Here is a 25,717-nt window from a genome sequence, read left to right on the forward strand (position 1 = left end):
CGTCGGGCGGGGCAGCGGACCGTACGGGCGTGCCGACCTGTCAGGCGGGTACGGGGACCCGCGCCTCGGCCTGCTCGGACTCCTCGACCGGAGTGACGGGACGACGGCGCGGTATCAGCAGGGCGGCGAGCGCGGCGAGCGCCACCACAACGGCCCCGATCCCGACCGCGGGGACGATCCCGTCCGTGAAGGACCGGGCGGAGCCGTAACCGCCCTGCGAGGAGAAGACCGTGGCGAGCACGGCGACCCCGAGGGCACCGCCGACCTCGCGCAGCGCGTTGTTGGCACCGGAGGCGATGCCCTGTTCGCCGGGGCGGACGCTGGACATCACCAGGCTGGCGGCGGGTGCGAAGTACAGGGCCATGCCGACGCCGCTGACGGTCAGTGCCGGAAGCTGCGAGACGTAGGAGGCGTCGGGCGCGAGGGCCATGGCGAACAGTCCGAGGCCGACGGCCTGCAGGGCGAGCCCGGTCACGACCACCGGGCGGCCACCGAGCCGGTCGGCGAGCACCCCGGCGATGGGCGCCACCAGCATCGGCATGCCGGTCCAGGGCAGCATCCGCAGTCCGGCCTCGGTGGGCGAGTAGCCCAGGACGCCCTGGAAGTACTGGCTGAGCAGGTAGATCGAACCGAACATGCCGAAGAACATCAGCAGACTGGCCATGTTGATCCCGAAGAACGCCCGGTCCTTGAAGAGGCGCATGGGCAGGATCGGGTTCCTGACGCGGAACCCGTGGCGGATGAATCCGCCGATGAGCGCGGTACCGGCGATCAGGGCGGTCAGGACGGTGGGGCTGGTCCAGCCGTCGGCGTTGGCGTTCACGAGGCCGTAGACGATTCCGAAGAGCCCCGCGCTGACCAGGAGGGTGCCGGGCACGTCGAGCCGGGATTCGGGGGCGTAGGACTCGGCGAGGCGCAGCCTGGCGAGCGGCAGCAGGAGCAGCCCGATCGGGACGTTCAGCCAGAAGATCCACTGCCAGGACATGTGCTCGGTGAGACCGCCGCCGATCAGCGGGCCGCTGGCCACCGCCAGTCCGGTAGCGGCGCCGAAGATGCCCAGCGCGGCGCCCCGGCGGGCGGCCGGCACGGCGGCCGTGAGCAGGGTGAGCGTCAGCGGCATCATGATGGCCGCGCCCACGCCCTGGACGGCACGGAAGGCGATGAGTTCGTTGATCCCGGGCGAGAGGGCGGCTGCGGCCGATGCACCGGTGAAGACGGCGAGCCCGATGGTGAAGAGCCGGCGTCGACCGAACCGGTCACCGAGGGAGGCACCGAACATCAGCAGCACCGCGAAGGTGAGGGTGTACGCGTTCACCGTCCACACGAGCTCCTCCGGTTCACCGCCGAGGCTCTCGCGGATGGACGGCAGGGCCGTGGTGACGACGAGGTTGTCCAGAGCCGCCATGAAGCCGGCCACGCTGGTGATGACAAGGGCCCAGGCCGCTCCCGCGCGGCCCTTCGTGTGCTGGTCCACTGCTCCCCCTGGGGGTTAGTTATTGATGACTAACTTCGATGGGCAGAAAACCGGGCCGAACCCGGGTGGAACCGGTCAGGCGTCGGGCCTGGCCGAGGAGTAGAACCCGGACCAGACCCGGTGGCCGGCCGGAAAGCCGAGCGAGGTCAGAGTATTGGCAAGCATTCCGTAGGCGAGGAAGGTCGTCGTCTCGTCGGCGTCGGCCCCGAGCGCGAGGTGCACGTCGTCCCAGAGCTGGAGCCATCCCGCCCGCGCCGACTCGCCGAACTCGTGGTCCCCGGCCGCCTCGGCCGCCGCTACGGCCGAGTACAGCTGCATCTGCATCAGCAGCTTGTCGGGGTCGTGAAGAATCAGCCGCTGGTAGGCGGTCGCCATGGCGTGGAGCGCCGCCTCGCCCTCCAGCCCCTCCGCCGCGTCCGCGAAGACCTTGCGGGTGTCTTCCAGGCATCGCTCGGTAGCGGCCAGGAACATCGCCTGCTTGTTGGAGAAGAGACGGAACAGGTACGGCTGCGAGACACCTACGCGCCTGGCGATCGCCTCGGTGGAGGTGGCACTGTACCCGCCCCGGGCGAATTCGGTGATCGCCGCCCGGATGACGCTCTCGCGCCGCTCGTCTGCACTCATCCTTGCCATGCCCCTAAGTTAGTACTCAATCACTAACTTAGTCAACGGACTCGCCCGAACCGCTGATCCGTGACGCCCGCGAACCCCTGATGGGTAGCGACCGGGTGAGGCCGTGAAGGGCGCCGCCCCACGGGGCGCACATGCGTAAGTGCCTCGCATGCATACGGGCACGGCCCGTGGAGCGGGCATGCGCAAGGGACAGGCCCCGCGGCCCGCGCACACGCAAGGAACACAGCCCCATGGAGCGGGGTACGTAAGGAACACGGCCCCATAGCCCGCGCATACGTAAGGGGCACGGCCCAAAGGACCGCGCCCCTTACATCGCCCCTCAACAGCTTCAGGCGAGCTGCACCACGGCACGGGACATGCCCAGCACCTTCTTGCCGGCACTCATCACCGTCAGGTCAACCCGCACCCGCCGGTCGTCCAGCAGTGCGGCCACCTTGCCGCTGACCTCGATCAGCGCACCCTTGTCGTCGTCGGGCACGACGACCGGCTTGGTGAACCGGACCCCGTACTCGATGACCGAGCCCGGATCGCCGGCCCAGTCGGTGACCACACGGATCGCCTCGGCCATGGTGAACATGCCGTGGGCGATCACATCCTCCAGCCCGACCTCGCGGGCGAACTTCTCGTTCCAGTGGATCGGATTGAAGTCGCCCGACGCGCCCGCGTACTGCACCAGCGCCGCCCGGGTGACCGGGAAGAACTGCGGCGGCAGTTCCGTTCCGACCTCGACCGAGTCGTAACTCACCTTCGCCGCCATCAGGCCTCCTCGGCGGCGCGCGCCACCAGTTTCGTCCACGCCGTCACGACATGCTCACCGGACTCGTCGTAGACCTCGCCACGAACATCCAGGATGTCGTTGCCCGCCATGGACTTGACCGCCTCGATCGTCGAGGTGACCGTCAGCCGGTCCCCCGCCCGCACCGGACGCACATAGACGAACTTCTGATCACCGTGCACCACCCGGCTGTAGTCCAGACCCAGCTGCGGGTCCTCCACGACCTGACCGGCGGCCTTGAAGGTGATCGAGAACACGAACGTCGGCGGCGCGATCACATCACTGTGACCGAGCGCCCTGGCCGCCTCGGGGTCGACGTACACGGGATTCGCGTCGCCCACCGCCTCGGCGAACTCGCGGATCTTCTCCCGGCCGACCTCGTACGGCGGGGTGGGCGGATAGGTCCGTCCCACGAAGGACTGGTCGAGCGCCATGAGCTCGCAACCTCCTGATGAAAGACGAAGGGGCCGAAGGACAGCCCCGTACAACGACACGAGGCCGCCCCCAATGGGGACGGCCTCGTGTACGAGCCTGATTCAGCGCGTTTCGCGGTGCGCAGTGTGCGAGTTGCAGCGCGGGCAATGCTTCTTCATCTCAAGTCGGTCCGGGTTGTTACGCCGGTTCTTCTTGGTGATGTAGTTCCGCTCCTTGCACTCCACGCAGGCCAGCGTGATCTTCGGGCGGACGTCGGTGGCAGCCACGTGAGTGCTCCTTGGACGGACGGTGGACGGATGAACGCAAAAAAAAGAGTAGCCGATCGGAGGACCGACCCCACAATCGGCTACTGTTAGTAGCGGTGACCGGACTTGAACCGGTGACACAGCGATTATGAGCCGCTTGCTCTACCGACTGAGCTACACCGCTTTGATGACTGAGTCCCCCCGCCGAAGCGGGGTTTCCCGATCACCAGAGCCCCAATGCGGAATCGAACCGCAGACCTTCTCCTTACCATGGAGACGCTCTACCGACTGAGCTATTGGGGCGAGCGATGAAGACATTACACGGTCGGTCGCCGATCGCCCAAATCCGTTTCGAAGCCCCATCCCGAGCCCTTGATCAGCACGGCTCCGCGCCCTTGATCAGTCCCGCCCGAGCTCCTGACCGGCACCGCTCCGGGCGCTTGATCAGTCCCGCCCGAGTCCTTGAGCGACCTCGCTCCCAGCGCTTGGTCCGGCCCCGTCCGAGCCCCGGACCGGCGTCGCCCCCGCCCTTGATCAGCCGCGTCCACCCGAGGCCCCGCACTGGGGCTGAGGCTTGCGCGCACCGGTACGACTATTTGGCTCCTCCTCGAACCGAACCGGGCACGCCCCTAAGCTCAACTCACTCTGAGTGATCTTGCCCCCATCCAGGAGCCGTGATGCCCGACAGTCAGCCGCGGCGGCCGGACGACCACGCGGCCGATGCCTCCCCCGACCCGGAGAGCTCCGCCCTGACGCTCTGCGGCGCCCGTCTCACCGACGGCCGCATCGTGGACGTACGGCTCGGCGGCGCCCGCATCGAGGCCGTCGGCACCGCCGGCAGCCTCGTCGCGCCCGGTGCCCGCGTGGACTTGCGCGGCTACCTGCTGCTCCCCGCCCCCGCCGAGCCGCACGCCCACAGCGACACCGCGCTCACCGCCGACGTTGCCGGGCCCGACGCCCCCGGACCCGCCTCGCAGCACCCCGAAGACATCCAGCGGCGCGCCACCGAGGCCGCGTTGCTCCAGCTCGGCCACGGCGCGACCGCCCTGCGCTCGCACGTGCGGATCGGCGACATGGCGGGCCTCGGCGCCCTCGAAGCCGTCCTGCAGGCCCGCCGCTCGCTGCGCGGGCTCGCCGATCTGACCGCGGTCGCCGTCCCCCGGCTGCTCACCGGCGTCGCAGGCGCCGGCAACCTGGCGATGCTCCGCGACGCGCTGAAGATGGGAGCCGGTGCGGTCGGCGGATGCCCCGACCTGGACCCCGACCCGGCGGGGTACGCGGAGGCCGTCCTCGAAGTCGCCGCCGAGCACGGCTGCCCCGTGGACCTGCACACGGACAGTGACGATCCGGCCCGGCTGGCCAGGTTCGCGACCACGGCGGCCGGGATGCGGCAAGGGGTCTCCATCGGCCCCTGTGCCGGCCTCTCCCGGCTTCCCGAGGATGCCGCCGGCCGTGCCGCCGACCAGCTCGCCGCAGCCGGTGTGACGGTCGTCTGCCTTCCCCAGGGCGGCTGCTGCGGAGCCGAGCGGAGCGGCGTCGCCCCCGTACGGCTGCTGCGCGCGGCAGGGGTACGGGTCGCTGCGGGCAGCGGAGCGCTGCGCGACCTCGCCAACCCCGTGGGACGCGGCGACCCACTGGAAGCCGCCTTTCTGCTGGCGTCCCAGGGCGGACTGCGGGCGGAGCCCGCCTACCAGGCCGTCTCCGCGGACGCCAGGAGCGCCATGGGGCTGCCAGAGGTGCGGGTCGAAGCGGGCTTCCCCGCAGAGCTGCTCGCCGTACGCGGGGCACAGCTGACCGGGGTGCTCTCGCTCGCGTACAGCCGGATCGTGGTGCATCGCGGCCGGGTGGTGGCCCGGACCAGTGCGGTACGCGAGTACTGCGACTCCGGGACGGACGGATCATTCGGGCTGCCGCGCCAGGGGAGACCGGATTCCGGGACCGGCGGCGGGCCTTGAGCGCGGCGGCCCGCTCCGGCGTACCGTCGACACCATGCGCATTGTCATCGCAGGTGGACATGGTCAGATCGCGCTGCGGCTGGAGCGGCTGCTCGCTGCGCGCGGGGACGAGGCGGCGGGCGTCATCCGCAACCCGCAGCAGAGCGAGGAACTCCGCGCCGTGGGCGCCGAACCCGTGGTCCTGGACCTCGAGTCGGCCACCGTGGAGGAGGCCACCGAAGCGCTGCGCGGCGCCGACGCGGCGGTCTTCGCGGCCGGAGCGGGCCCCAACAGCGGCACGGACCGCAAGGACACGGTGGACCGGGGCGCCGCGGTGCTCTTCGCGGACGCGGCCCAGCGGGCGGGGGTGCGGCGTTATGTCGTGGTGTCGTCCATGGGAGCCGACCCGGACCACCCCGGCGACGAGGTGTTCGACGTCTATCTGCGGGCCAAGGGGGCGGCGGACGCGTACGTGCGCGCGCAGCCGGCCCTCGACTGGACGATCCTGCGCCCCGGGATGCTGACCAACGACGCGGGCACCGGACAGGTCCTGCTCGCCGCGTCGACCGGGCGCGGCCCGGTCCCGCGCGACGACGTGGCGGCGGCGATCGTGGAGCTGCTGGACACCCCGGCGACGGCGGGCCTCACGCTGGAACTGATCTCGGGCAACGTCCCGGTCTCGGTCGCGGTGAAGGACATCGCGGGGAACTGAGCCCGGGCAGTCCGCCGGTGCCGGAGGTCACGGGGAACCGCTCCCGTCCCGCGTGACCGTCCGCCCCCACCGGTCTCCGGTCGCGGGCCGGACGGGGGTGCCGTGCAGCTCCAGCAGGGCCGCGGTGACCCCGTCGCCCTCGCGCAACCCACCGGCGAACGTACCGTCATAAACCCTGCCGCGCCCGCACGAAGGGCTGCGGGCCATCAGCAGCGCCTCCGTGCAGCCCGCCCCTGGCGCGGCCTCCGGCGCACGCCTGGCGCCGTCCACGGACGCGTCCGTCACCTCGTGTCCGGTGTCGTCCACGACGCGGGCCCGGCCGTCCAGCACGTCGTGCCCGTCGGCACCGACGATCTCGGCGGGGCGACGGGGCGTGGGCAGTCCGGCGGCAACCTCGGGGCAGAAGGCGCCGGGCCGCCGCCCGCCGAGGGCCGCGGCCACCTCCGAGGAGGCCTTCCCCCGCCCGTCGAACCGAAGGGGCACACCCCGCAGACGTGCGCTGACCAGCACGGATCCCATGTTCACGTTGCTCAGCACGGCACACCGTGACACAACAGAGAAGGCCCCCGTCCGAAGGACGAGGGCCTTGCTTTGTGGCGGCGCCAGGGTTCGAACCTGGGTAGGCTGAGCCGGCAGATTTACAGTCTGCTCCCTTTGGCCACTCGGGCACACCGCCAAGGGATGCTGCCGTGAGATCCACCTTGCGGTGGTGCTCTGTGGCAACGACGTAAACGATACCTGATGCCCGGGGGTGCTACGCCACTGGATTGACCAGCGGCCAGGACGGGCACGGGTGGCTAGGCTTTGTTGGCGGCGTGGTGCCCGAGGGCGCCGCGACCGCCCCTGCAAGCACTTCCTTTCCAGCACCCCGATACAAGGAGCCACACGTCATGGCCGACTCCAGTTTCGACATCGTCTCGAAGGTCGAGCGGCAGGAGGTCGACAACGCCCTCAACCAGGCCGCCAAGGAGATCTCCCAGCGCTACGACTTCAAGGGCACCGGAGCTTCGATCTCCTGGTCCGGCGAGAAGATCCTGATGGAGGCGAGCGGCGAGGAGCGCGTCAAGGCGATCCTCGACATCTTCCAGTCCAAGCTGATCAAGCGCGGCATCTCGCTGAAGTCGCTGGACGCGGGCGAGCCGCAGCTGTCCGGCAAGGAGTACAAGCTGTTCTGCACGATCGAGGAAGGCATCTCGCAGGAGAACGCCAAGAAGGTCGCGAAGATCATTCGCGACGAGGGCCCCAAGGGCGTCAAGGCGCAGGTCCAGGGCGACGAGCTGCGGGTCAGCTCGAAGAGCCGGGACGACCTGCAGGCCGTACAGGCGCTGGTGAAGGGCCAGGACTTCGACTTCGACGTCCAGTTCGCGAACTACCGGTAGAACGCGGTGGTCCGGGCACGGGGTGGAATGCATCGCTCCGCGCCCGGACTGCATGTCCGAATACCGCCGGTCGCGGCGGTGCGGGCGACGCAGACTGGTCCGTGGCGGCCGGTGGACCGGCGGCCGACGGACGAGAAGAGGGACGAGTCATGACCATGTACGCGACGGTCGGCAGCCCGCTGGGTGAGCTGCTGCTGGTCGGCGAGGAGGTTGCGGGGCCTGCCGGTACCGCGGCGGGGGTCGCGCTCGTCTCGCTCTCCCTGCCGGGTCAGAAGGGTGCGGCGGTCGTCCAGGACGACTGGCTGCATGAGCCGGAGGCGTTCGCGGGGATTGCCGCGCAGCTGCGGGAGTACTTCGAGGGGCGGCGGACCCGCTTCGACCTGGTGTACGCCGAGGGCCGGGGCACAGACTTCCAGTGCCGGGTCTGGGCCGCTCTGGACGGTGTTCCGTACGGCGAGACGGTGTCGTACGGGCAGATCGCCGAGCGGGTCGGTTCCCCCGGTGCGGGGGTACGGGCCGTGGGTACGGCGATCGGGCGCAATCCGTTGCTCGTCGTGCGGCCGTGCCATCGGGTGATCGGTGCGGACGGGGCGCTGCGGGGTTACGCGGGCGGCCTGGAGCGCAAGGAGCAGCTCCTGGGGCTCGAGGGTGCCCTGGCGGTGGGCTGATGACCGGGCTCTTCCCGAGGCCGCGGGCCGTGGTCGCGCCGGGCGCCGTGCACGTACCGGAGTGGCTGTCGGTCGCCCAGCAGCGGGAGTTGGTGGCGGCGTGCCGTGAGTGGGCGCGCGGGCCCGTTCCGCTGCGGCACACGTCGCTGCCCGGTGGCGGGGTGATGTCGGTGCGGACGGTGTGCCTGGGATGGCACTGGCAGCCGTACCGGTACACGCGAACGGCGGACGACGTGAACGGTGCGCCGGTCGCCCCGTTTCCGGAGTGGCTCGCGGAGCTGGGGCGGGCGGCGGTGGTGGAGGCGTACGGGACGGAGAGTCCGGTACGGAGGTACGCACCCGACGCCGCGCTGATCAACTTCTATGACGACGCGGCACGGATGGGCATGCACCAGGACAAGGAGGAACGGTCCGGTGCCCCCGTCGTGTCGCTCAGCATCGGCGACACCTGTGTCTTCCGCTTCGGCAACACGGAGGGCCGGGGGCAGCCCTACACGGACGTGGAGTTGGCCTCCGGCGACCTGTTCGTCTTCGGCGGGCCGTCGCGTCACGCGTTCCACGGTGTGCCGAGGATCCGTCCCGGAACAGCGGGCCCCGGGACGGGGATGAGTGGTGGCCGGCTCAACCTGACGCTGCGCGAGACGGGGCTCGGCGCCCCGGCGGACGACGGGCGTCAGCGGCGTTCGCGGGAGTTCCCGAACAGCAGCCGGTAGGCGATCAGCAGGACCAGTGAGCCACCGATGGCCGAGACCCAGGTCGCGGGGTCGAAGAAGTCCTCGTTGTTGATCGTGCGGTCCAGGAAGCGTGTCGCTATCCAGCCTCCCAGGAAGGCGCCGACGATCCCGATGAGGGTGGTGCCCACGAGGCCGCCGGGGTCGCGGCCCGGCAGCAGGATCTTGGCGATGACGCCCGCGACGAGTCCGAGGATGATCCAGCCGATGATGGTCATGCGCGCCAACCTACCCGTCACTCGGTCCTGGTATCCAAGACGTTCGCGCCGGTCGGGCGGTTGCGCATCACCGGGTGTGACTGGCGGTACGCCGCGGGCCGCCCGGTGCGCTACCAGCCGGCGAACTCTTCGTCGGTACTGACGATCTCCTTGCCGAAGGGCATCAGCGAGACGGGGATCAGCTTGAAGTTCGCGATGCCCAGGGGGATGCCGATGATCGTGATGCACAGGGCGATGCCTGTGGTGATGTGACCGAGCGCCAGCCACCAGCCGGCGAGGACCAGCCACAGCACATTGCCGACGCACGAGGGCGCACCCGCGTCCCGGCGGTCGACGACCCGGTGGCCGAAGGGCCACAGGGCGTAGAGGCCGATACGGAAGGCCGCGAGGCCGAAGGGGATGCCGATGATCGTGATGCAGAGCAGGAGTCCCGCCAGCAGGTAGCCGAGGAACATCCAGAAGCCGCACAGGACCAGCCAAATGACGTTCAGAATTGTCTTCACGGTCGATGACCTGCCATCTGCTCGAGTCGGGCGATGCGCTCGGCCATGGGCGGGTGGGTCGAGAACATCTTGGACATACCCTGCCCGGGTCGGAACGGGTTCGCGATCATCATGTGGCTCGCGGTCTCGATCCGGGGCTCAGGGGGCAGCGGAAGCTGTTTGGTGCCGGCGTCCAGCTTCCGCAGGGCGTCGGCCAGGGCCAACGGGTCGCCGGTCAGCTGGGCGCCCGAGGCATCCGCCTCGTATTCCCGGGAGCGGCTGACGGCCAGTTGGATCACGGAGGCGGCGAGCGGGCCGAGGATCATGATCAGCAGCATGCCGAGGATGCCGGGGCCCTCGTCGTCGTTGGAGCGGCCGATCGGGATCAGCCAGGCGAAGTTGACCAGGAACATGACGACGGAGGCGAGTGCTCCGGCGACGGACGAGATCAGGATGTCGCGGTTGTAGACATGGCTGAGCTCGTGACCGAGGACGCCGCGCAGTTCCCGTTCGTCCAGGATCTGAAGGATGCCTTCGGTGCAGCAGACGGCGGCGTTGCGCGGGTTGCGGCCGGTCGCGAAGGCGTTGGGGGCCTGGGTCGGGGAGATGTAGAGGCGCGGCATGGGCTGTCGGGCCGCGGTGGAGAGCTCACGGACCATGCGGTAGAGCTGGGGCGCTTCGAACTCGCTCACCGGGCGGGCCCGCATGGCTCGCAGTGCCAGCTTGTCGCTGTTCCAGTACGCGTAGGCGTTGGTGCCGAGGGCTACGAGGAGCGCGACGATCAGACCCGTACGTCCGAAGAAGCTGCCGATGACGATGATGAGTGCGGAGAGGCCTCCGAGGAGTACGGCGGTTCTCAGCCCGTTGTGCCGGCGGTGCACGGTACGCCCTCCAAGTGGTGCAGCAGGGGAACCCTTGCTTGGTGGTGCTCCACTCCCCAGTGGAGCCTCCCGTACTGGTCAACGCCAGGCGAGGAGAGCTAGTTCCCTTGTGCCCACCGCCGCAGGACCCGGCCCGCTGCGGGCGTTCGCGCCGGAGCGGGCCATAGGCCGTACGGGTGGGGGCGCGCCCCCGGCTCAGCGCTGGACGGGCAGTTTCGCGAGCGCCAGGGCCTCGGGGTCGGGCTCGACCTCGCTGGTGCAGTGGCCGCAGCGGGAGGCGATGGCCGGGATCGCCGTGTAGCAGCGGGGGCAGTCGCGGAGGGCGGCCTTGATGTCGATCTCCTCCTGGTCCTTCTTGGCGGTGAAGCGGTCCTGGACCTTGGCCATGGGCATGACGACACAGAAGTAAAGGACCGCGGCGGTGATCAGGAAGGCGATCGCGGCACTCACGAAGAGGCCGTAGGGGAAGGTCACTCCGTCGAACTTGAAGTGCGCCTTGCTGAAGTCGCCGGTGCCGCGGGTGATGATGCCGATCAGCGGCACGATGAACGCGTTGCTGAATCCGGTGACGACCGCGGTGAACGCCGCTCCGACGGCGAGGCCGATCGCCATGGAGATCACGTTTCCGCGAAGGATGAAGTCCTTGAACCCGTTCAGCACTGCTTCCGGCTCCTCTGTTGTGATGGGAAGGTTGTATGCGCCATGCGCGGGCATGACCCTGCCCTGTCCGGGCTGCCGGGGGCAAACCGATCTTGGCGACGTCGGAGCAGCGCGTCAGAACAGGTTGACGTCGGCGAACCGGAGGACGGTCTGCGGGGCACCCGACAGGGCGATGCCGGCGACGGCGGTGAGGACGATCGCGACGGTGAGCGGGGCCGGGGCGCGGTGGCGGGTGCGGGGCTGCTCCGTACCCCCCTCGGCGGGGCCTCGGAACAGGGCCGCGGTCCACTGGAGGTAGTAGTAGAGCGCGATCACGACGTTCACGGCCATGACGACGGCGAGCCAGCCGAGTCCGGCGTCGACGGCCGAGGAGAAGACCGTGACCTTGGCGAAGAGCCCGATGATGCCCGGCGGCAGTCCGGCGAGGCAGAGCAGGAAGAAGCCCATCGCGAGGGCGGCGAGCGGGCGGGTGGCGTACAGACCGCGGTAGTCGGCGATGCGGTTGCCGGGGTGGGTGCGGGCGACCAGGGCGACGACCGCGAAGGCGCCGAGGTTCACGACGGCGTACATCAGCGCGTACGCGACCGTGGAGCCGATCTGGCGGTTTCCTGCGTACGCGGCGGCCGCGATCGGCACCAGGAGGTAGCCGGCCTGGCCGACGGAGGACCAGGCGAGCAGGCGTACGGCGCTGCGGGCACGGGTGGCGCTCTGTCGCAGTGCGGCGACGTTGCCGACGGTCATGGTGAGTGCGGCGAGGACGGCGAGGGCGGGGCCCCAGACGTCCGCGTAGGACGGGAAGGCGACCACGGTGACGAGGATGAGGCCGGAGAAGCCGACCGCCTTGCCGACGACCGAGAGGTAGGCGGCGATCGGCACCGGGGCCCCGACGTAGGTGTCGGGGACCCAGAAGTGGAAGGGTGCGGCAGCCGTCTTGAAGGCGAAGCCGACGAGGGTGAGGGCGACGCCCGCCTGAGCGAGGGTGCCGAGCTGCCCGGGGACGTCGTCGAGGCGGTCGGCGATCTCCGTGAGGTGGAGGGTGCCGGTCGCCGCGTACACGAAGCTGACGCCGAGGAGCATCACGGCGGTCGCGACGACGGAGGAGAGGAAGAACTTCAGCGCGGCTTCCGAGGAGCGCCGGTCACCGCGCTTGATGCCGACGAGGGCGAAGGCGGGCAGCGAGGCGACTTCGAGGGCGATGACGAGGGTGGCGAGGTCGCGGGCGGCGGGGAGAAGCGCGGCGCCCGCGGCGGAGGACAGCAGCAGGAACCAGAATTCGCCGGCGGGCAGCTTGCGGGTGTCACCGATGGAGAGCAGGGCGGTGAGCAGGGCCCCGCCGAGCACGAGGGCCTGGATGACCAGGGTGAAGTGATCCGCGGTGTAGCTGCAGGCGCGGGTGCCGGTGGTGAGGCAGAAGGTGGAGCGGTCACCGTCGTGCAGCGGGATGATGAGCGCGAGGGCGGCGACGAGTCCGGCTACGGCCCCGTAGCCGAGGAGCGACTTGCGTGCTGCGGGGACGAAGAGGTCGGCGACCAGGACGACGAGGGCGACGACCGCGACGGTGACCGGGGGCGCGATCGCGAGCCAGTCGACGGACTGGACGAGGCTGGTGGCACTGCTCCCGGCCGCCGACTGGACGAGACCGGTGGTGTTCCCGGCCGCCGACTGAAGGAGGCCGGTGGTGCTCTCGGCCGCTGTGGTCACGACTTGCCTCCTGCGAGGAGCTTCTGCACGGCCGGGTCGGTGAGGCCGAGGAGGACGGCGGGCCACAGGCCGGCGAGGACGGTGAGGGCCGCGAGGGGGGTCCAGGCGGCGAATTCGTAGCTCTGGACGTCTGCGATGGGGTGCGGTTCCTCGCGCTTGGCGCCCATGCAGACGCGGCGGACGACGACGAGCAGGTACGCGGCGGTGAGCAGGGTGCCGAACGCGGCGATGGACATGAAGGTCAGGAAGGCGGGGCGGCTCAGGCCCTCGGCGGGGTCGAACGCGCCGAACAGGGCGAGCATCTCGCCCCAGAAGCCGGCGAGTCCGGGCAGACCGAGGGAGGCGACCGCGGCGAACGCGAGAAGGCCGCCGAGGCGTGGTGCGCGGCCGTAGAGCGCGGCGCCGGTGGCTCCGGCGAGGGTGTCGAGGTCGGCGGTGCCGTACCGGTCCTTGACCGCGCCGACCAGGAAGAACAGCAGGCCGGTGATGAGACCGTGGGCGATGTTGGCGAAGAGCGCCCCGTTGACACCGGTGGGGGTCATGCTCGCGATGCCGAGGAGGACGAAGCCCATGTGGCCGACGGAGGAGTAGGCGATCAGCCGCTTCAGGTCGCCCTTGGCGCCGGGCCTGGCGAGGGCCAGGCAGGCGAGCGATCCGTAGATGATGCCGATGACTGCGAACGCCGCGAGGTAGGGCGCGAACGTGTGCATGCCGTCAGGGGCGATCGGGAGCAGGATCCGGACGAAGCCGTACGTGCCCATCTTCAGCATGACGCCCGCGAGGAGGACGGAACCGACGGTCGGGGCGGCGGTGTGGGCGTCGGGGAGCCAGCTGTGCAGCGGCCACATCGGCGTCTTCACCGCGAGCCCGATGCCGATCGCGAGAACGGCGATGACCTGCACGGACGTGCTGAGGCCCCGGCCGTTGTCAGTGGCGAGTGCCACCATGTCGAAGGTGCCGCTCCTCAGTCCGATGAGGAGCAGGCCCAGCAGCATGACGACCGAGCCGAGCAGTGTGTAGAGGATGAACTTCCAGGCGGCTGCCTGCTTCTGCGCACCACCCCAGCGGGCGATGAGGAAGTACATCGGGACGAGCACCATCTCGAACGCCAGGAAGAACAGCAGCAGATCGAGGACGGCGAAGGTCGCGAGGGTGCCGGACTCCAGGACGAGGACGAGCGCGACGAAGGCCTTCGGGGAGGGGCCCGCGGGCATTTTGAAGTAGCTGTAGAGCGCGCAGAGGAAGGTCAGCAGCGCGGTCAGTACGAGGAGGGGGAGCGAGATGCCGTCGATGCCGAGATGGATGCGGACATCGAGCGCCGGGATCCAGTTGATGTCGGTGGTGGCCTGCATCTTCGACGGGTGGTCGTGGTCGAAGCCGACGGCCAGCACGATCGCCGCGATGAGGATCACGCCGGTGACGGTCACGCCGTGGCGGAGCACGGCCTGGTCGGGGTTCCTGCCTTTCAGCCCGGGCGGAGCCGGGAGCAGAGCGGCCACGGCCCCGACGAGCGGGGCGACGACGACGAACGCCAGAAGGAACTGCATCACGGATGCGCTGATATCGATCACGGCTCACGACCCGGCGTTGACGTTGGCGAAGACGACGGCGGCGACCGCCAGGACCAGCGAACCGGCGAGCAGCGCGCTGAGGTAGGTCTGCACGTTGCCGGTCTGCGCGCGGCGGACGGCGGTGCCGAGCCAGCGCGCACCGGTGGCGGAGCCCCGCACGTAGGTCTCGACGACCTCGCGGTCCAGGAAGCGGACGAGGCTCGCCGCGGCCTGGACGGGGCGGACGAACAGGGCTGCGTACAGGGCGTCCAGGTGGAAGCCGGTGGCCGCGTGGCGGTGAAGGGGCCCGAGCAGCAGGCGCCCGGGGTCGGCCGGATCGGGGGCGTCACCGGCGTCGCCGTAGGCGGCGGTGTGGCTCTCGATGGCCTCGATCTCGACGAGGGCGGGTTCCGCGTCGGGGTGGGCGACGACGGAACCCATGGGGGTGCGTGCGGCGAGTGCCGAGGTGTGGCGCCAGGCCCCGTAGGTGACGAGGCCGCCGACGAGACCGACGCCGGTGGACAGCACGGCGGTGGTCAGCGACGGGGTGAGGCTGTGGCCGTCGAACCAGTCGGTGATCACGCCGACGGTCAGGCCGAAGGCCATGGTGGGGACGGCCAGTACCCACAGGACCGAGGTCATGGCGACGGGCTGCCTGCCGTGGTCGGGGGCCTCGGCGCCGCGGCCGCGGAATGCGAGGAGCCAGAGGCGGGTGGCGTACGCGGCGGTGAGCATGGCGGCCAGGAGGCCGGCGACGAGGACGGTCCAGCCGGCGGCCGCGGGGGCGACGTGCCGGTCACCGAGGGCGGTGTGCTCGGCGGCGACGAGGACGGCTTCCTTGGAGAAGAATCCGGCGAACGGCGGGATGGCGGCCAGCGCGAGCAGGGCGACCGTCATCGTCCAGTAGGCGTCGGGGATGCGCTTGGCGAGGCCTCCCATGCGGGACATGGCGGCCAGTGAGTTGGTGCCTGCCGCGTGGATGACCACGCCTGCGGCGAGGAAGAGGACGGCTTTGAACGCGCCGTGCGAGATGAGGTGGAAAACGGCGGCTCCACGGTCCCCGACGGCAAGGGCGCCCGACATGTAGCCGAGCTGGCCGATGGTCGAGTAGGCGAGGACGCGCTTGATGTCGTCCTGGGCGAGGGCGGCGAGGCCGGAGCCGATCATCGTGACGGCAGCCATCACGGCGAGGACGACGAGGGCGGCGCCGGATTCGGCGAAGACGGGGAGGAGCCGGGCCACGAAGTAGATACCGGCGGCGACCATCGTCGCCGCGTGGATCAGCGCGGAGACGGGGGTGGGGCCCGCCATGGCGTCGGGCAGCCAGGTGTGCAGCGGGAACTGCGCGGACTTGCCAGCGACACCGGCGAGGAGCAGCAGGGCGATCACGGTGGGGTGATCGAGGCCGCCGTGGGCGACGGCACCCAGGATGCCGGTGATGCGGAAGGTGCCGGTGTCGGCAGCGAGGGCGAACAGGCCGATGAGGAAGGGGACGTCGCCGAGCTTGGTGACCAGGAAGGCCTTCAGGGAGGCGGCGCGGGCCTCGGGGGTCTCCCAGTAGTGGCCGACCAGGAAGTATGAGCAGATGCCCATGATCTCCCAGCCGACCAGGAGCACCATCAGGTCACCGGAGTAGACGACGAGCAGCATCGCGGACGTGAAGAGGGACACGAGGGCCGCGTACGAGGGGTAGCGGGGGTCGTCACGCAGATACGCGGTCGAGTAGATCTGCACACAGCTCGCGACCAGGGTGACCAGGACGGCGACGAGGACGGCGAAGCCGTCGAGGTGCAGTGCGAGGTCGATCGGGACGGAGCCGGTGGGCGTGAGCTCGGTCGCGGCGTCGATGGCCGGGCCGCCGCCCTGGCGTGCGGCGACGACCGCGGCGGCGACGAGGGAGGCGAGAGCGGGCATCACGGCGAGCGGCCGGACGAAGCCCGGTGCGGAGCGTCCGAGGAGGAGGCCGGCCGCCGCGCCCAGGAACGGGAGAAGGGGGACGAGGGCGGCGAGGGTCGTGGTGGTCACGCGGTGGCCTCTGCCTTCTTTGCCTTCCCTGCCGGAGCAGTGGCCTGGTCTTCGGTGCCGTTGCCGGTGCCTGCGGGGTCGTCGCTGTCGCCGTCCGGGACCGCCTCGGCCTCGTCGGTCTCGGCGGTGTCGCGGAGGCGGTCGATGTCGGAGCTGCCTCGGTTGCGGTGGACGGCGAGGACGATCGCCAGGCCGATGCCGATTTCCGCCGCCGCGACGGCGATGGTGAACAGGGTGAGGGCCTGGCCGGAATGCAGGGCGTCGCGGAGCCAGACGTCGAAGGCGACGAGGTTGAGGTTGACGGCGTTGAGCATCAGCTCGACGGACATCAGGACGAGGATCGCGTTGCGCCGGGCCAGCACTCCGTACAGCCCGGTGCAGAAGAGGAGGGCGGCGAGCACGGCGGGGTAGGCGAGGTGCATCAGCTGTTGTCCTCTCGGCTCTTGTCCGCTCGATTACCCGCTCGGCTGCCTGCCGGGTCACCAGCTCGGCTCGCGGCCGCCCGGCTGCCCACGTCGCGGCTTCCGGTCCCGGGGCTTCCGGTCCCGCGGCTCCCGGTCCCGGGGCTTGCGGTCCCGCGGCTTCCGGGCTCCCGGCTCACGGTGTCCCGGCCCTTGCGGGACAGGACGATCGCTCCGACGAGGGCGGCGAGCAGCAGGACGGAGAGGGCTTCGAAAGGCAGCACCCAGTGCCGGAAGAGGAAGGAGCCGGTGGCCTCCGTGGAGCCCTGGGCCGGCCCGTCCAATTCGATCCAGGTGGTGCGGAAGGCGTCGACGACGACCCATACGAGGGTGCCGGCAGCGGCGACGGCGACCGCGAGGGCGGCCCAGCGGTTCTCCGAATCGGCGTCCGGAGAGTGGCCGATGGGGGCCCGGGTGAGCATCAGGCCGAACAGGAGGAGGACAACCACGGAGCCCACGTAGATCAGTACCTGGACCCAGGCGATGAACTCCGCGGTGAGCAGGAGGTACTCGACGGCGAGGCCGCCGAGCGCCACGATCAGCCAGAGTGCGGCATGCACCAGCTGTCTGGTCGTGACGGTGACGAGGGCCGCGCCGAGGGTGGCGATGCCCACGAGGACGAAGGCGATCTCTACCCCGGTCGGGGAGAGGAAGCCGGGGTGGCTCGCGGCCGCGAGGACGGGGGTGACTCCGACAGTGGTCATCACTCCTGTCCCTCCTGAGCGGCTTCCCGCTCTGCCGCTTCCTGTTCGCGCTGGGTGCGGAGCTTCTCCGCCGCCTTGCCGGCGGCGGCGACCTCCTTCGGCTCCTCGGCGGCCGGGTCGAGCGCCGGCGGCTCCGGCACCGTCCACATCCAGTCGCGCAGTTTGTCGCGCTCATGGGTGAGTTCGAGGATGTCCGTCTCCGCGTACTCGAACTCCGGCGACCAGAACAGCGCGTCGAAGGGGCAGACCTCGATGCAGATGCCGCAGTACATGCAGAGGGAGAAATCGATCGCGAAACGGTCCAGCACGTTGCGGCTGCGCTCGCGCCCGCCCGGGACCGCGGCGGGCACGGTCTCCTTGTGGGAGTCGATGTAGATGCACCAGTCCGGGCACTCGCGTGCGCAGAGCATGCAGACCGTGCAGTTCTCCTCGAACAGCGCGATGACGCCCCGGGAGCGGGGCGGGAGTTCGGGCTGTACGTCCGGGTACTGGGCGGTGACGGTCTTCTTCGTCATCGTCCGCAGGGTGACGGCGAGGCCCTTGGCCAGACCTGAGCCGGGGATCGGGGGCACTAGTTGATCGCCACCTTCACGATGCCGGTGAGCGCGATCTGCGCCAGAGCGAGAGGGATGAGGAGGGTCCAGGCGAGCTTTTGGAGCTGGTCCTCGCGCAGTCGCGGATAGCTCACGCGCAGCCAGATGACGACGAACGCGAGGATCCCGGTCTTCAGAAGTGTCCAGACCCAGCCGAGACCGTCGGCACCGAGCGGGCCGTGCCAGCCGCCCAGGAAGAGGACGGTGGTGAGTCCGCACAGCACGACGATGCCCGCGTACTCGGCAAGCAGGAACAGCGCGAAGCGAAGGCCGGTGTACTCGGTGTACGCGCCGAAGATGATCTCCGAGTCGGCGACCGGCATGTCGAAGGGCGGGCGCTGGAGTTCGGCGAGTCCGGCCACGAAGAAGACCAGGGCTCCGACGATCTGCCAGGGCAGCCACCACCACTCGAAGGCGTTGAGGATGCCGGGGAGCGAGACGGTGCCGGCCGCCATCGCCACCGAGGCGGCGGCAAGCAGCATCGGCAGCTCGTACGCGAGCAGTTGCGCGGCGGTACGCAGACCACCGAGCAGGGAGAACTTGTTGGCGGAGGCCCAGCCCGCCATGAGGGAGCCGAGCACACCGACACCCATCACGGCGAGCACGAAGAAGATGCCCGCGTCGACGACCTGGCCGACCGCACCCTCCCCGGGCCCGATCGGGATCGCGACGATCACGAGGAGGTACGGAAGCAGCGCGACGGCGGGCGCGAGCTGGAAGACCCGGCGGTCGGCCTCGGCCGGGACGATGTCTTCCTTCTGCGCGAACTTCACTCCGTCCGCGACGAGCTGGGCCCAGCCGTGGAAACCGCCGGCGTACATGGGGCCGAGGCGGCCCTGCATGTGCGCCATCACCTTGTGCTCGGTCTGCCCCACGATGAGGGGGACGACCATGAACACGGCGAAGACGATGACGAGGCGGAGGGCGACGTCCAGTACGTCGTTCACTCGGGGTCGCCTCCGGCGGGGGTGTTGGGGGGCTGGGGGTCCCGGGAGTCCCGGGGGACCTCGGGGCGCGGCTCGGTGGGTGGTTCGGACGTCGGCTCGGGAGCGGGTTCGGCGGCGGGTCCGGGAGCCGGCTCGGGAGCCGGGGCGGGAGTCGGTTCGGGGGCCGGGGCGGGACTCGGCCCGGCGGCACCGTGGAAATCACCGGACTCACTGGACTCGCCGGACTCGCCGGACTCGCCGGACTCGCCGGAGTCGCCGGAGTCGCCGGAGTCACGCGCCTCACCGGGCTCACTGGACTCGTCAGACCCACGCGACTCACCGGACCCGGCAGACCCGCTGGGCTCACCAGACCCACGCACCTCACCAGACCCGTGGGACTTACGGGACCCACCGGGCCCACTCGACGGCTCGTCGAACGCCGGGCGCGCGGCGTGCCACGGCGCGTCCGCGGCCGGGGCCGAAGGCGCGTCCGCGGCCGGGGCCGCGTTCGGGTTCGGGGGCGCGTCCGCGGCCGGGGCCGAGGCCGCATCCGAGGGTGCTTCCGGACCCGTCTCCGGGGTCGCCGCTGCCTGCTGGCTCGCCGAGCCCTGGGATGCACTGCGGCTTCGTCGCGGGGGCGCCGTCCGGGGTGCCGGTTCCGTAGCCGATGTGCCAGGGGTGGCAGGGGCGGCCGGAGTCGTCGGCGTGGCCGGTGTGGCGTCACTCGCGCTGCGGGTGCGACGGACCGGGCGTTCACCCGCGGGCCGGGCCGCTCGCGTCGGGCGGGCGGGGGCCGGCGGGAGCTGGCCCTTCAGGGGGCCCCATTCGTTCGGGTCGGGAACGCCGGGCGGCAGCATCGTGCGGCGCTTCGGGCCGCCGTGCTCCGACTCGCCCGGCTCCTTGGCACCCGGCCAGGCCTTCGCCACGCGCGCCGCGAGGACGAAGTCCTTGCGCAGGGGGTGGCCTTCGAAACCCTCGGGCAGCAGCAGCGGGACCAGGTGTGGGTGGCCGTCGAAGCCGATCCCGAACATCTCGTGGGTCTCACGCTCGTGCCAGGCGGCACCGGCGTACACGCCGATCGCGGTGGGCAGCACGGCCGTCTCGTGCGGAACCGTCGTACGGACCAGCAGCCGGCGGACGCTGCCGCCCTCGACCGGCAGCGCGGCGACGTGGGCGCAGACCCGGAAGCCGGTGCCCGGTTCGTCCACGGCGCTCAGCCAGTCGAAGTAGGTGCAGCCGAGCCGGTCGCGTGCCGTTTCGAGGGCGGCGATCCAGGAAGCGGGCGGCACGTCGACGGTCAGGAGCTCGTGGGCCTGCTCCGCCGTGGCCTCCTCGCCGAAGATCTCGGTGACGGCGTCCGGCAGCCGGTCGTGGCTCGCGGCGCCCTCGGTGTTCTGGGAGGCGGTCACTGTCCCTCCTCCCCCGACGAGCCCGACGTGTCCGACGCATCCGACGAGCTCGGTGTCGGCGGGGCGGCGATCAGTCCGCTGCGGAGCGCGGCGGTGGAGGGCCTGTTTCCGGCACTCGCCGCGTAGCGTTCGCCCAGCGACTCGCGCGCGATCTTCTCCTGGAGCTTGAGGATGCCCTGGAGAAGGGCCTCCGGCCGGGGCGGGCAGCCAGGGACGTAGACGTCGACCGGGATGATCTGGTCGACGCCCTTCGTCACGGAGTACGAGTCCCAGTAAGGGCCGCCGCAGTTGGAGCAGGCGCCGAAGGAGATGACGTACTTGGGCTCGGGCATCTGCTCGTACAACCGCTTCACCGCGGGCGCCATCTTGTCCGTCACCGTGCCGGAGACGATCATGAGGTCGGCCTGGCGGGGGCCCGGGGCGAAGGGGATCACGCCGAGGCGGATGAAGTCGTGGCGGGCCATGGAGGCGGCGATGAACTCGATGGCACAGCAGGCGAGTCCGAAGTTGAAGACCCAGAGGCTGTAGCGGCGGCCCCAGTTGAGGACCACCTTCATCGGTTCGGGCGCCAGCCGGGAGAGCACGCCGAGGCGCTTCGGCTCCGGGAGGAACGTGGGTACGGGTACGGATTCGGCGTCCGCCTCCGGCCCGGACTGCGGGTGGCCGGAGGACGACGGGTTCGTCACGTCCATTCGAGGACGCCCTTCTTCCATGCGTAGAGCAGTCCCACGGCCAGGAAACCGAGGAAGATGAACATTTCCACCAGCGTCGTCGCGCCGTACCCGGGCGCGGCGAAGACGGTCGCCCACGGGAACAGGAAGATCGAGTCGACGGCGAAGATCACGTACAGGAAGGCGTAGACGTAGTAGCGGACCTGGGTATGGGCCCACCCCTCCCCCACGGGGTCCACGCCGCATTCGTACGTGAGGAGCTTCTCCGGCGTCGGCACCACGGGGCGCAGCAGTCGGCCGGCTCCGAAGGCGACGGCGACGAACAACACGCCGATCACCGCAAGGAGTCCGACCACCGAGTAGCTGTGGAAGTAGTCCGACGCGAGAACGGTCGATCCCGGCCGGGCCGACAGGGCCGTCACGTCCGGCAGAGCCGTCACGTCCGGCAGTTCCACCACGTCCGTCACGTCCGCCCCCTCGCTCCCTCGACACCTGTCCGACGATCTGTACGCACGGGAGTCTAGGCCCTGTAAAGGGACGGTAAGCAGTTGCGTAGGGCAACGGGTAGGGATATCCCTACTTCGCCCCCACCCACGAGCCCCATGGCGTCCGGAGGCCGGGCCCGGCAGGCTGGACGCATGACCATGAGCCCCCAGGTACCCGACCACGACGGGCCGCCTCCTGTCCGCTTCGCCTTCGACCGGTGGACGTGGAAGGAGATCGCGCATCTCCTCTCCAATCTCCCGATGGCGCTCGCCGGATTCGTCTACACCGTGCTGATGATCGCCATCGGTGTGGGGCTGGCGGTCACGGTGATCGGTCTGCCGCTGCTCGCGCTGGGGCTCCAGGGAGCCCGGCTGCTGGGGCGGGCCGAGCGGGGCCGGGCGCGGGGGCTTCTCGGCCTGCGGATCGACGAGCCGAGCCCGATGGTGCGGGTCCGCCGGGCGGAGGGGTTCTTCGGCTGGCTGTGGTCGAGCCTGAAGGACCCGGTCGGCTGGCGCGCGGTGCTCTACGGCTTCATACGGCTGCCGTGGGGCGTGGTCACGTTCGCGGTGACGCTCGTGAGCCTCTTCGTCCTGTGGCCGGTACTCCCCTATATGGCGCGGCTGATGACCAATGCCGACCGCGGCATGGTGCGGGGGCTGTTGTCCCCCTCCGACGAGCTGGAGCGCCGGATCGCCGAGCTGGAGTCGGACCGTGGTGTGGTCGTGGACACGGCCGCCGCCGACCTGCGCCGCATCGAGCGTGACCTCCACGACGGGGCCCAGGCCCGGCTCGTCGCCCTCGCCATGGGGCTCGGGCTCGCCAAGGAGAAACTGACCAACGACCCGGAGGCCGCCGCCAAAATGGTCGACGAGGCGCACGGCGAGGTGAAGGTCGCCCTACAGGAACTCCGCGACCTGGCCCGCGGCATCCACCCCGCAGTCCTCACCGACCGCGGACTCGACGCCGCGCTCTCCGCCATCGCCTCCCGCTGCACCGTGCCCGTCACGGTGCGGGTGGATCTGCCGGGGCGCCCGGCGCAGGCGATCGAGGGCATCGCGTACTTCACGGTGTCCGAGCTGCTGCAGAACGTCAGCAAGCACAGCGGGGCTCGTACGGCGTCCGTCGATGTGTGGCGCTCGGCGGACCGGCTGATGCTCCAGGTCACCGACGACGGACGGGGCGGGGCCTCGATGGACGGCGGTACGGGGATGGCGGGGCTCGCCGAGCGGCTGGGGGCCGTCGACGGACTGTTCGTCCTCGATTCCCCGGCCGGCGGCCCGACGACCGTCACCGCGGAGCTGCCCTGGCGCGACCGGGAGAGCGAGAAGACCGTGGCAGGGGCCCGTACGGCCTGACCCGGGCCGCCGCCAGGGCCGGGGGGTAGGGAAAACCCCCGGTCGAACAGGGATACCGCCCTCATGGTGCGCGGGCCCGCGGCCCAGCACTCTTGAATCAGACATCCGGTACGCAACGGCAGCTCGCAGACTGACGCACACACCCACATACGCCGGCAGGCACAGCGGCAGTCGCAGGCACAGCAGCCGCCGCAGGTGCAATGCAGGCCCAGCGGCAGCCGCAGGTGCAGGTGCAGGTGCAGCCGCAGTCGCAGTCGCCCACAGAAGATGCAGACACGCAGAGGAAACGGACGGAACCCATGGCCACGGCATACGGACCGGACACACGGGACCCCCAGCGGCCGGGCACCGGTCCGGGGGAGCGTCTCGCGAGGAAGCACGTGCTGCCGGCCGCGCTGCGGGCCCCCTTCGAGGCGAGGACCTGGCGCGAGTTCCTCTATCTGATGCTCAGCCTGCCGATCAGCATCGTGGTGTTCTGCTTCGCGATCACCATGACCTCGGTGAGCGCCGGCCTGCTCATCACCTTCGTGGGCATTCCCCTCCTGGCCGCCGGGCTGGCCATGTGCCGCGGCTTCGGCGCGCTGGAGCGGGCCAGGGCGCGCGGCCTGCTGAAGCTGGACGTGGCCGATCCCGAGCCGGTGCGGGGCCGGACCGGTGGCCCGATGTCCTGGGTCGGGGCGGTCCTCAGGAGCGGGGTGTCCTGGCGGCATCTCCTCTACTCGCTGCTGCACTTCCCGTGGGCCGTCTTCGCGTTCAGCGTCTCGCTGACCCTGTGGGTGTGGGGCTGGGCAGCGCTGACGTACCCGCTGTACTCCTGGGTCTTCCCCACCTACGCGGGGATCGACGGGGTGCAGTTGTATGGCGACGGCACTCACAGGGTCTACCTCGACTCGTCCTACGAACTCGCTCTGACCTGTGCCTTCGGGCTGGTGGTCGTCCTGGGCACGGCGTGGGTCATCCGTGGTCTGGCCGCGGTGGACCGGCTGATGGTCGCCGGGCTGCTGGGCCCGTCCCGGCTGGCGACGCGTGTGACGGAGCTGGAGTCGGACCGTGGTGTGGTGGTCGACACGGCCGCCGCCGACCTGCGCCGCATCGAGCGTGACCTCCACGACGGGGCCCAGGCCCGGCTCGTCGCCCTCGCCATGGATCTGGGGCTCGCCAAGGAGAAACTGACCAACGACCCGGAGGCCGCCGCCAAAATGGTCGACGAGGCGCACGGCGAGGTGAAGGTCGCCCTCCAGGAACTCCGCGACCTGGCCCGCGGCATCCACCCCGCAGTACTCACCGACCGCGGACTCGACGCCGCGCTCTCCGCCATCGCCTCCCGCTGCACCGTGCCCGTCACGGTCGAGGTCGACCTGTCGTCCCGCCCCGCGCAGGCCATAGAGGGCATCGCGTACTTCACCGTTTCGGAGCTGCTGCAGAACGTCAGCAAGCACGCCCGCGCCACCCGCGCCTCGGTCGACGTGTGGCGGTCGGCGGACCGGCTGATGCTCCAGGTCACCGACGACGGACGCGGCGGCGCCGACCTGACGTCGGGCAGCGGACTGGCCGGGCTGACCGAGCGACTGGACGCGGTGGACGGAATCCTCCTCGTCGAGTCCCCCATGGGCGGCCCGACGAAGGTCACGGCCGAGCTGCCCTGGCGCGGCTGACCGCACCCGCACCCGGTCGCCGGGCGGACCCGCACTCCGGGCCGCCCGGCGACCGGGCGTTTCCGGGACCGAGCAAGAACCGGGCCGCCGCCCCGGACCGCCCGCCCGCCCGCCCACCGCGACGCAACCCTTCGAAGGCTCACGACGTCACCGCCGATACTGGGATGCTGGACGCCATACGGGCGGGACAGCGAACAAGTGATCAGTGGGGGATTCAGCGTCGTGGTGGAGGACAGGGTGCGTGTAGTCATCGCCGAGGATTCGGTACTGCTCCGGGAAGGACTCACCCGGCTGCTGACCGATCTCGGGCATGACGTCGTGGCGGGGGTCGGTGACGCGGAGGCGCTGATCAAGACGGTGGGCGACCTCGCCGGGCAGGACGCGCTGCCCGATGTGGTGGTCGCCGACGTGCGGATGCCGCCGACGCACACCGACGAGGGGGTGCGTGCCGCGGTGCGGCTGCGCAAGGAGTATCCGGGGATCGGGGTACTGGTCCTTTCGCAGTACGTCGAGGAGCAGTACGCCACCGAGTTGCTGGCCGGGTCCAGCCGGGGTGTGGGGTATCTGCTGAAGGACCGGGTCGCCGAGGTCCGCGAGTTCGTCGACGCGGTGGTCCGGGTGGCTCAGGGCGGCACGGCACTGGACCCCGAAGTGGTGGCGCAGTTGCTGGGCCGGAGCCGTAAGCAGGACGTGCTGGCCGGACTGACGCCCCGTGAGCGCGAGGTGCTCGGCCTGATGGCGGAGGGGCGGACGAACTCGGCGGTGGCAAGGCAGCTCGTGGTGAGCGACGGCGCCGTGGAGAAGCACGTCAGCAACATCTTCCTGAAGCTGGGGCTGTCGCCCAGCGACGGTGACCACCGGCGCGTTCTGGCCGTCCTGACCTATCTGAACTCCTGATGCCGCGGCCCATTATCTGACAACCTGTCAGATAGCTGTCGTCCGTGCCGCTCCGGG

At 70.5% G+C, this 25,717-nt stretch carries 28 protein-coding genes and 3 tRNA genes; 8 read left to right on the forward strand and 23 right to left on the reverse strand.

The features are described from left to right. Positions 1-40 precede the first annotated feature (40 nt). The 7 genes from OG538_RS14500 to OG538_RS14530 all read right to left on the reverse strand — a co-directional run bounded on the left by OG538_RS14500 (position 41) and on the right by OG538_RS14530 (position 3,865). Positions 41-1,474 (reverse strand): DHA2 family efflux MFS transporter permease subunit, encoded by a 1,434-nt coding sequence (locus tag OG538_RS14500; RefSeq protein WP_406093669.1) that lies wholly within the window; start codon positions 1,472-1,474, stop codon positions 41-43. A gap of 75 nt (positions 1,475-1,549) precedes the next feature. Continuing rightward, positions 1,550-2,098, reverse strand: a complete 549-nt coding sequence (locus tag OG538_RS14505; RefSeq protein WP_406100135.1) for a TetR/AcrR family transcriptional regulator — start codon at positions 2,096-2,098, stop codon at positions 1,550-1,552. 337 nt (positions 2,099-2,435) lie between these two features. Continuing rightward, on the reverse strand, positions 2,436-2,864 hold the full coding sequence (locus OG538_RS14510) for a MaoC family dehydratase (RefSeq protein ID WP_406093671.1): 429 nt from the start codon (positions 2,862-2,864) through the stop codon (positions 2,436-2,438). Then, a complete protein-coding gene (locus tag OG538_RS14515) occupies positions 2,864-3,316 on the reverse strand; it encodes a MaoC family dehydratase N-terminal domain-containing protein (RefSeq protein WP_406093673.1) in 453 nt (150 codons plus the stop codon). Before OG538_RS14515 ends, OG538_RS14510 begins: the two co-directional genes overlap by 1 nt. Positions 3,317-3,418: 102 nt before the next feature. After that, positions 3,419-3,583, reverse strand: coding sequence for a 50S ribosomal protein L33 (gene rpmG, locus OG538_RS14520; RefSeq protein ID WP_003956487.1), 165 nt, complete (start codon positions 3,581-3,583; stop codon positions 3,419-3,421). Between the two features lie 90 nt (positions 3,584-3,673). Then, positions 3,674-3,746 (reverse strand) — tRNA-Met (locus tag OG538_RS14525). A 46-nt stretch (positions 3,747-3,792) separates the two neighbouring features. Next, positions 3,793-3,865, reverse strand: a tRNA-Thr gene (locus OG538_RS14530). Between the two features lie 374 nt (positions 3,866-4,239). On the opposite strand from OG538_RS14530, the gene OG538_RS14535 reads away from it, so the two are divergent. After that, entirely contained in the window at positions 4,240-5,517 is a 1,278-nt protein-coding gene (locus OG538_RS14535) for an amidohydrolase family protein (RefSeq protein ID WP_406093675.1), read from the forward strand. Between the two features lie 34 nt (positions 5,518-5,551). Beyond that, entirely contained in the window at positions 5,552-6,208 is a 657-nt protein-coding gene (locus OG538_RS14540; protein ID WP_406093677.1) for an SDR family oxidoreductase, read from the forward strand. Positions 6,209-6,235: 27 nt separating this feature from the next. Here the strand turns inward: OG538_RS14540 and OG538_RS14545 are convergent, their stop codons facing one another. Further along, a complete protein-coding gene (locus OG538_RS14545) occupies positions 6,236-6,727 on the reverse strand; it encodes a DUF523 domain-containing protein (protein ID WP_406100137.1) in 492 nt (163 codons plus the stop codon). Positions 6,728-6,802: 75 nt separating this feature from the next. After that, a tRNA-Tyr gene (locus OG538_RS14550) sits at positions 6,803-6,884 on the reverse strand. A gap of 214 nt (positions 6,885-7,098) precedes the next feature. On the opposite strand from OG538_RS14550, the gene OG538_RS14555 reads away from it, so the two are divergent. The 3 genes from OG538_RS14555 to OG538_RS14565 all read left to right on the forward strand — a co-directional run bounded on the left by OG538_RS14555 (position 7,099) and on the right by OG538_RS14565 (position 8,968). Continuing rightward, positions 7,099-7,587: a YajQ family cyclic di-GMP-binding protein gene (locus tag OG538_RS14555; RefSeq protein ID WP_350999268.1), complete on the forward strand. Its 489-nt coding sequence runs from the start codon at positions 7,099-7,101 to the stop codon at positions 7,585-7,587. A gap of 149 nt (positions 7,588-7,736) precedes the next feature. Then, positions 7,737-8,255, forward strand: a complete 519-nt coding sequence (locus OG538_RS14560; protein WP_406093680.1) for a methylated-DNA--[protein]-cysteine S-methyltransferase — start codon at positions 7,737-7,739, stop codon at positions 8,253-8,255. Beyond that, positions 8,255-8,968, forward strand: coding sequence for an alpha-ketoglutarate-dependent dioxygenase AlkB family protein (locus OG538_RS14565; RefSeq protein WP_406093681.1), 714 nt, complete (start codon positions 8,255-8,257; stop codon positions 8,966-8,968). Before OG538_RS14560 ends, OG538_RS14565 begins: the two co-directional genes overlap by 1 nt. Here the strand turns inward: OG538_RS14565 and OG538_RS14570 are convergent. From OG538_RS14570 to OG538_RS14635, 14 genes are all read right to left on the reverse strand, one after another. Further along, complete coding sequence (locus tag OG538_RS14570) at positions 8,929-9,204, reverse strand: GlsB/YeaQ/YmgE family stress response membrane protein (protein WP_406093683.1); 276 nt, start codon at positions 9,202-9,204, stop codon at positions 8,929-8,931. The two genes, OG538_RS14565 and OG538_RS14570, sit on opposite strands and share 40 nt — an antisense overlap. 110 nt (positions 9,205-9,314) lie before the next feature. Further along, on the reverse strand, positions 9,315-9,707 hold the full coding sequence (locus OG538_RS14575; RefSeq protein WP_406093685.1) for a YccF domain-containing protein: 393 nt from the start codon (positions 9,705-9,707) through the stop codon (positions 9,315-9,317). After that, entirely contained in the window at positions 9,704-10,567 is an 864-nt protein-coding gene (gene htpX, locus OG538_RS14580; protein WP_406093687.1) for a zinc metalloprotease HtpX, read from the reverse strand. The genes OG538_RS14575 and htpX overlap by 4 nt, the downstream gene beginning before the upstream one ends. Positions 10,568-10,762: 195 nt before the next feature. Then, positions 10,763-11,227 carry a large conductance mechanosensitive channel protein MscL gene (gene mscL, locus OG538_RS14585; protein WP_406093689.1) on the reverse strand — a complete coding sequence of 155 codons (465 nt, stop codon included), beginning with the start codon at positions 11,225-11,227 and terminating at the stop codon, positions 10,763-10,765. Positions 11,228-11,341: 114 nt separating this feature from the next. Continuing rightward, positions 11,342-12,928, reverse strand: a complete 1,587-nt coding sequence (locus OG538_RS14590; protein ID WP_406093691.1) for an NADH-quinone oxidoreductase subunit N — start codon at positions 12,926-12,928, stop codon at positions 11,342-11,344. Next, positions 12,925-14,475, reverse strand: coding sequence for a NuoM family protein (locus tag OG538_RS14595; RefSeq protein ID WP_406100139.1), 1,551 nt, complete (start codon positions 14,473-14,475; stop codon positions 12,925-12,927). Before OG538_RS14595 ends, OG538_RS14590 begins: the two co-directional genes overlap by 4 nt. Before the next feature lie 27 nt (positions 14,476-14,502). Beyond that, entirely contained in the window at positions 14,503-16,503 is a 2,001-nt protein-coding gene (locus OG538_RS14600) for an NADH-quinone oxidoreductase subunit L (RefSeq protein WP_406093693.1), read from the reverse strand. Further along, positions 16,500-16,925, reverse strand: coding sequence for an NADH-quinone oxidoreductase subunit NuoK (gene nuoK, locus OG538_RS14605; RefSeq protein ID WP_406093694.1), 426 nt, complete (start codon positions 16,923-16,925; stop codon positions 16,500-16,502). Before nuoK ends, OG538_RS14600 begins: the two co-directional genes overlap by 4 nt. Beyond that, on the reverse strand, positions 16,925-17,668 hold the full coding sequence (locus OG538_RS14610) for an NADH-quinone oxidoreductase subunit J (protein WP_406093696.1): 744 nt from the start codon (positions 17,666-17,668) through the stop codon (positions 16,925-16,927). Before OG538_RS14610 ends, nuoK begins: the two co-directional genes overlap by 1 nt. Then, a complete protein-coding gene (locus OG538_RS14615; protein ID WP_406093698.1) occupies positions 17,668-18,240 on the reverse strand; it encodes a NuoI/complex I 23 kDa subunit family protein in 573 nt (190 codons plus the stop codon). Before OG538_RS14615 ends, OG538_RS14610 begins: the two co-directional genes overlap by 1 nt. Continuing rightward, the gene (locus OG538_RS14620) at positions 18,240-19,208 is read right to left on the reverse strand and encodes an NADH-quinone oxidoreductase subunit H (protein ID WP_406093700.1); all 969 of its coding nucleotides are present in this window, start codon (positions 19,206-19,208) and stop codon (positions 18,240-18,242) included. The genes OG538_RS14615 and OG538_RS14620 overlap by 1 nt, the downstream gene beginning before the upstream one ends. Then, a complete protein-coding gene (locus tag OG538_RS14625) occupies positions 19,205-20,596 on the reverse strand; it encodes an NADH-quinone oxidoreductase subunit C (protein WP_406093702.1) in 1,392 nt (463 codons plus the stop codon). The genes OG538_RS14620 and OG538_RS14625 overlap by 4 nt, the downstream gene beginning before the upstream one ends. Further along, positions 20,593-21,288, reverse strand: a complete 696-nt coding sequence (locus OG538_RS14630) for an NADH-quinone oxidoreductase subunit B (protein ID WP_406093704.1) — start codon at positions 21,286-21,288, stop codon at positions 20,593-20,595. Before OG538_RS14630 ends, OG538_RS14625 begins: the two co-directional genes overlap by 4 nt. Beyond that, positions 21,279-21,680, reverse strand: coding sequence for an NADH-quinone oxidoreductase subunit A (locus tag OG538_RS14635; protein WP_406100141.1), 402 nt, complete (start codon positions 21,678-21,680; stop codon positions 21,279-21,281). Before OG538_RS14635 ends, OG538_RS14630 begins: the two co-directional genes overlap by 10 nt. A 225-nt stretch (positions 21,681-21,905) precedes the next feature. Here OG538_RS14635 and OG538_RS14640 point away from each other — a divergent pair, with 225 nt between their 5' ends. From OG538_RS14640 to OG538_RS14650, 3 genes are all read left to right on the forward strand, one after another. Beyond that, positions 21,906-23,108, forward strand: coding sequence for a sensor histidine kinase (locus OG538_RS14640; protein ID WP_406093706.1), 1,203 nt, complete (start codon positions 21,906-21,908; stop codon positions 23,106-23,108). 299 nt (positions 23,109-23,407) lie between these two features. Next, positions 23,408-24,763 carry a sensor histidine kinase gene (locus OG538_RS14645; RefSeq protein WP_406093708.1) on the forward strand — a complete coding sequence of 452 codons (1,356 nt, stop codon included), beginning with the start codon at positions 23,408-23,410 and terminating at the stop codon, positions 24,761-24,763. Positions 24,764-25,000: 237 nt separating this feature from the next. Next, positions 25,001-25,660: a response regulator transcription factor gene (locus OG538_RS14650; RefSeq protein ID WP_148022109.1), complete on the forward strand. Its 660-nt coding sequence runs from the start codon at positions 25,001-25,003 to the stop codon at positions 25,658-25,660. Positions 25,661-25,717: the final 57 nt, after the last annotated feature.

The organism is Streptomyces sp. NBC_01013 (genome assembly GCF_045162765.1).
In the GTDB taxonomy this organism is placed as follows: Bacteria; Actinomycetota; Actinomycetes; order Streptomycetales; family Streptomycetaceae; genus Streptomyces.

Coding starts and splice junctions, on each gene's coding strand:
- OG538_RS14645 (WP_406093708.1), top strand. CDS start 23,408: ATGGCCACGGCATACGGACCGGACACACGGGACCCCCAGCGGCCGGGC.
- OG538_RS14570 (WP_406093683.1), bottom strand. CDS start 9,204: ATGACCATCATCGGCTGGATCATCCTCGGACTCGTCGCGGGCGTCATC.
- OG538_RS14535 (WP_406093675.1), top strand. CDS start 4,240: ATGCCCGACAGTCAGCCGCGGCGGCCGGACGACCACGCGGCCGATGCC.
- OG538_RS14565 (WP_406093681.1), top strand. CDS start 8,255: ATGACCGGGCTCTTCCCGAGGCCGCGGGCCGTGGTCGCGCCGGGCGCC.
- OG538_RS14560 (WP_406093680.1), top strand. CDS start 7,737: ATGACCATGTACGCGACGGTCGGCAGCCCGCTGGGTGAGCTGCTGCTG.
- OG538_RS14545 (WP_406100137.1), bottom strand. CDS start 6,727: ATGGGATCCGTGCTGGTCAGCGCACGTCTGCGGGGTGTGCCCCTTCGG.
- nuoK (WP_406093694.1), bottom strand. CDS start 16,925: ATGCACCTCGCCTACCCCGCCGTGCTCGCCGCCCTCCTCTTCTGCACC.
- OG538_RS14505 (WP_406100135.1), bottom strand. CDS start 2,098: ATGAGTGCAGACGAGCGGCGCGAGAGCGTCATCCGGGCGGCGATCACC.
- OG538_RS14510 (WP_406093671.1), bottom strand. CDS start 2,864: ATGGCGGCGAAGGTGAGTTACGACTCGGTCGAGGTCGGAACGGAACTG.
- OG538_RS14540 (WP_406093677.1), top strand. CDS start 5,552: ATGCGCATTGTCATCGCAGGTGGACATGGTCAGATCGCGCTGCGGCTG.
- OG538_RS14630 (WP_406093704.1), bottom strand. CDS start 21,288: ATGGACGTGACGAACCCGTCGTCCTCCGGCCACCCGCAGTCCGGGCCG.
- OG538_RS14515 (WP_406093673.1), bottom strand. CDS start 3,316: ATGGCGCTCGACCAGTCCTTCGTGGGACGGACCTATCCGCCCACCCCG.
- OG538_RS14555 (WP_350999268.1), top strand. CDS start 7,099: ATGGCCGACTCCAGTTTCGACATCGTCTCGAAGGTCGAGCGGCAGGAG.
- OG538_RS14610 (WP_406093696.1), bottom strand. CDS start 17,668: ATGACCACTGTCGGAGTCACCCCCGTCCTCGCGGCCGCGAGCCACCCC.
- OG538_RS14640 (WP_406093706.1), top strand. CDS start 21,906: ATGACCATGAGCCCCCAGGTACCCGACCACGACGGGCCGCCTCCTGTC.
- OG538_RS14595 (WP_406100139.1), bottom strand. CDS start 14,475: ATGCAGTTCCTTCTGGCGTTCGTCGTCGTCGCCCCGCTCGTCGGGGCC.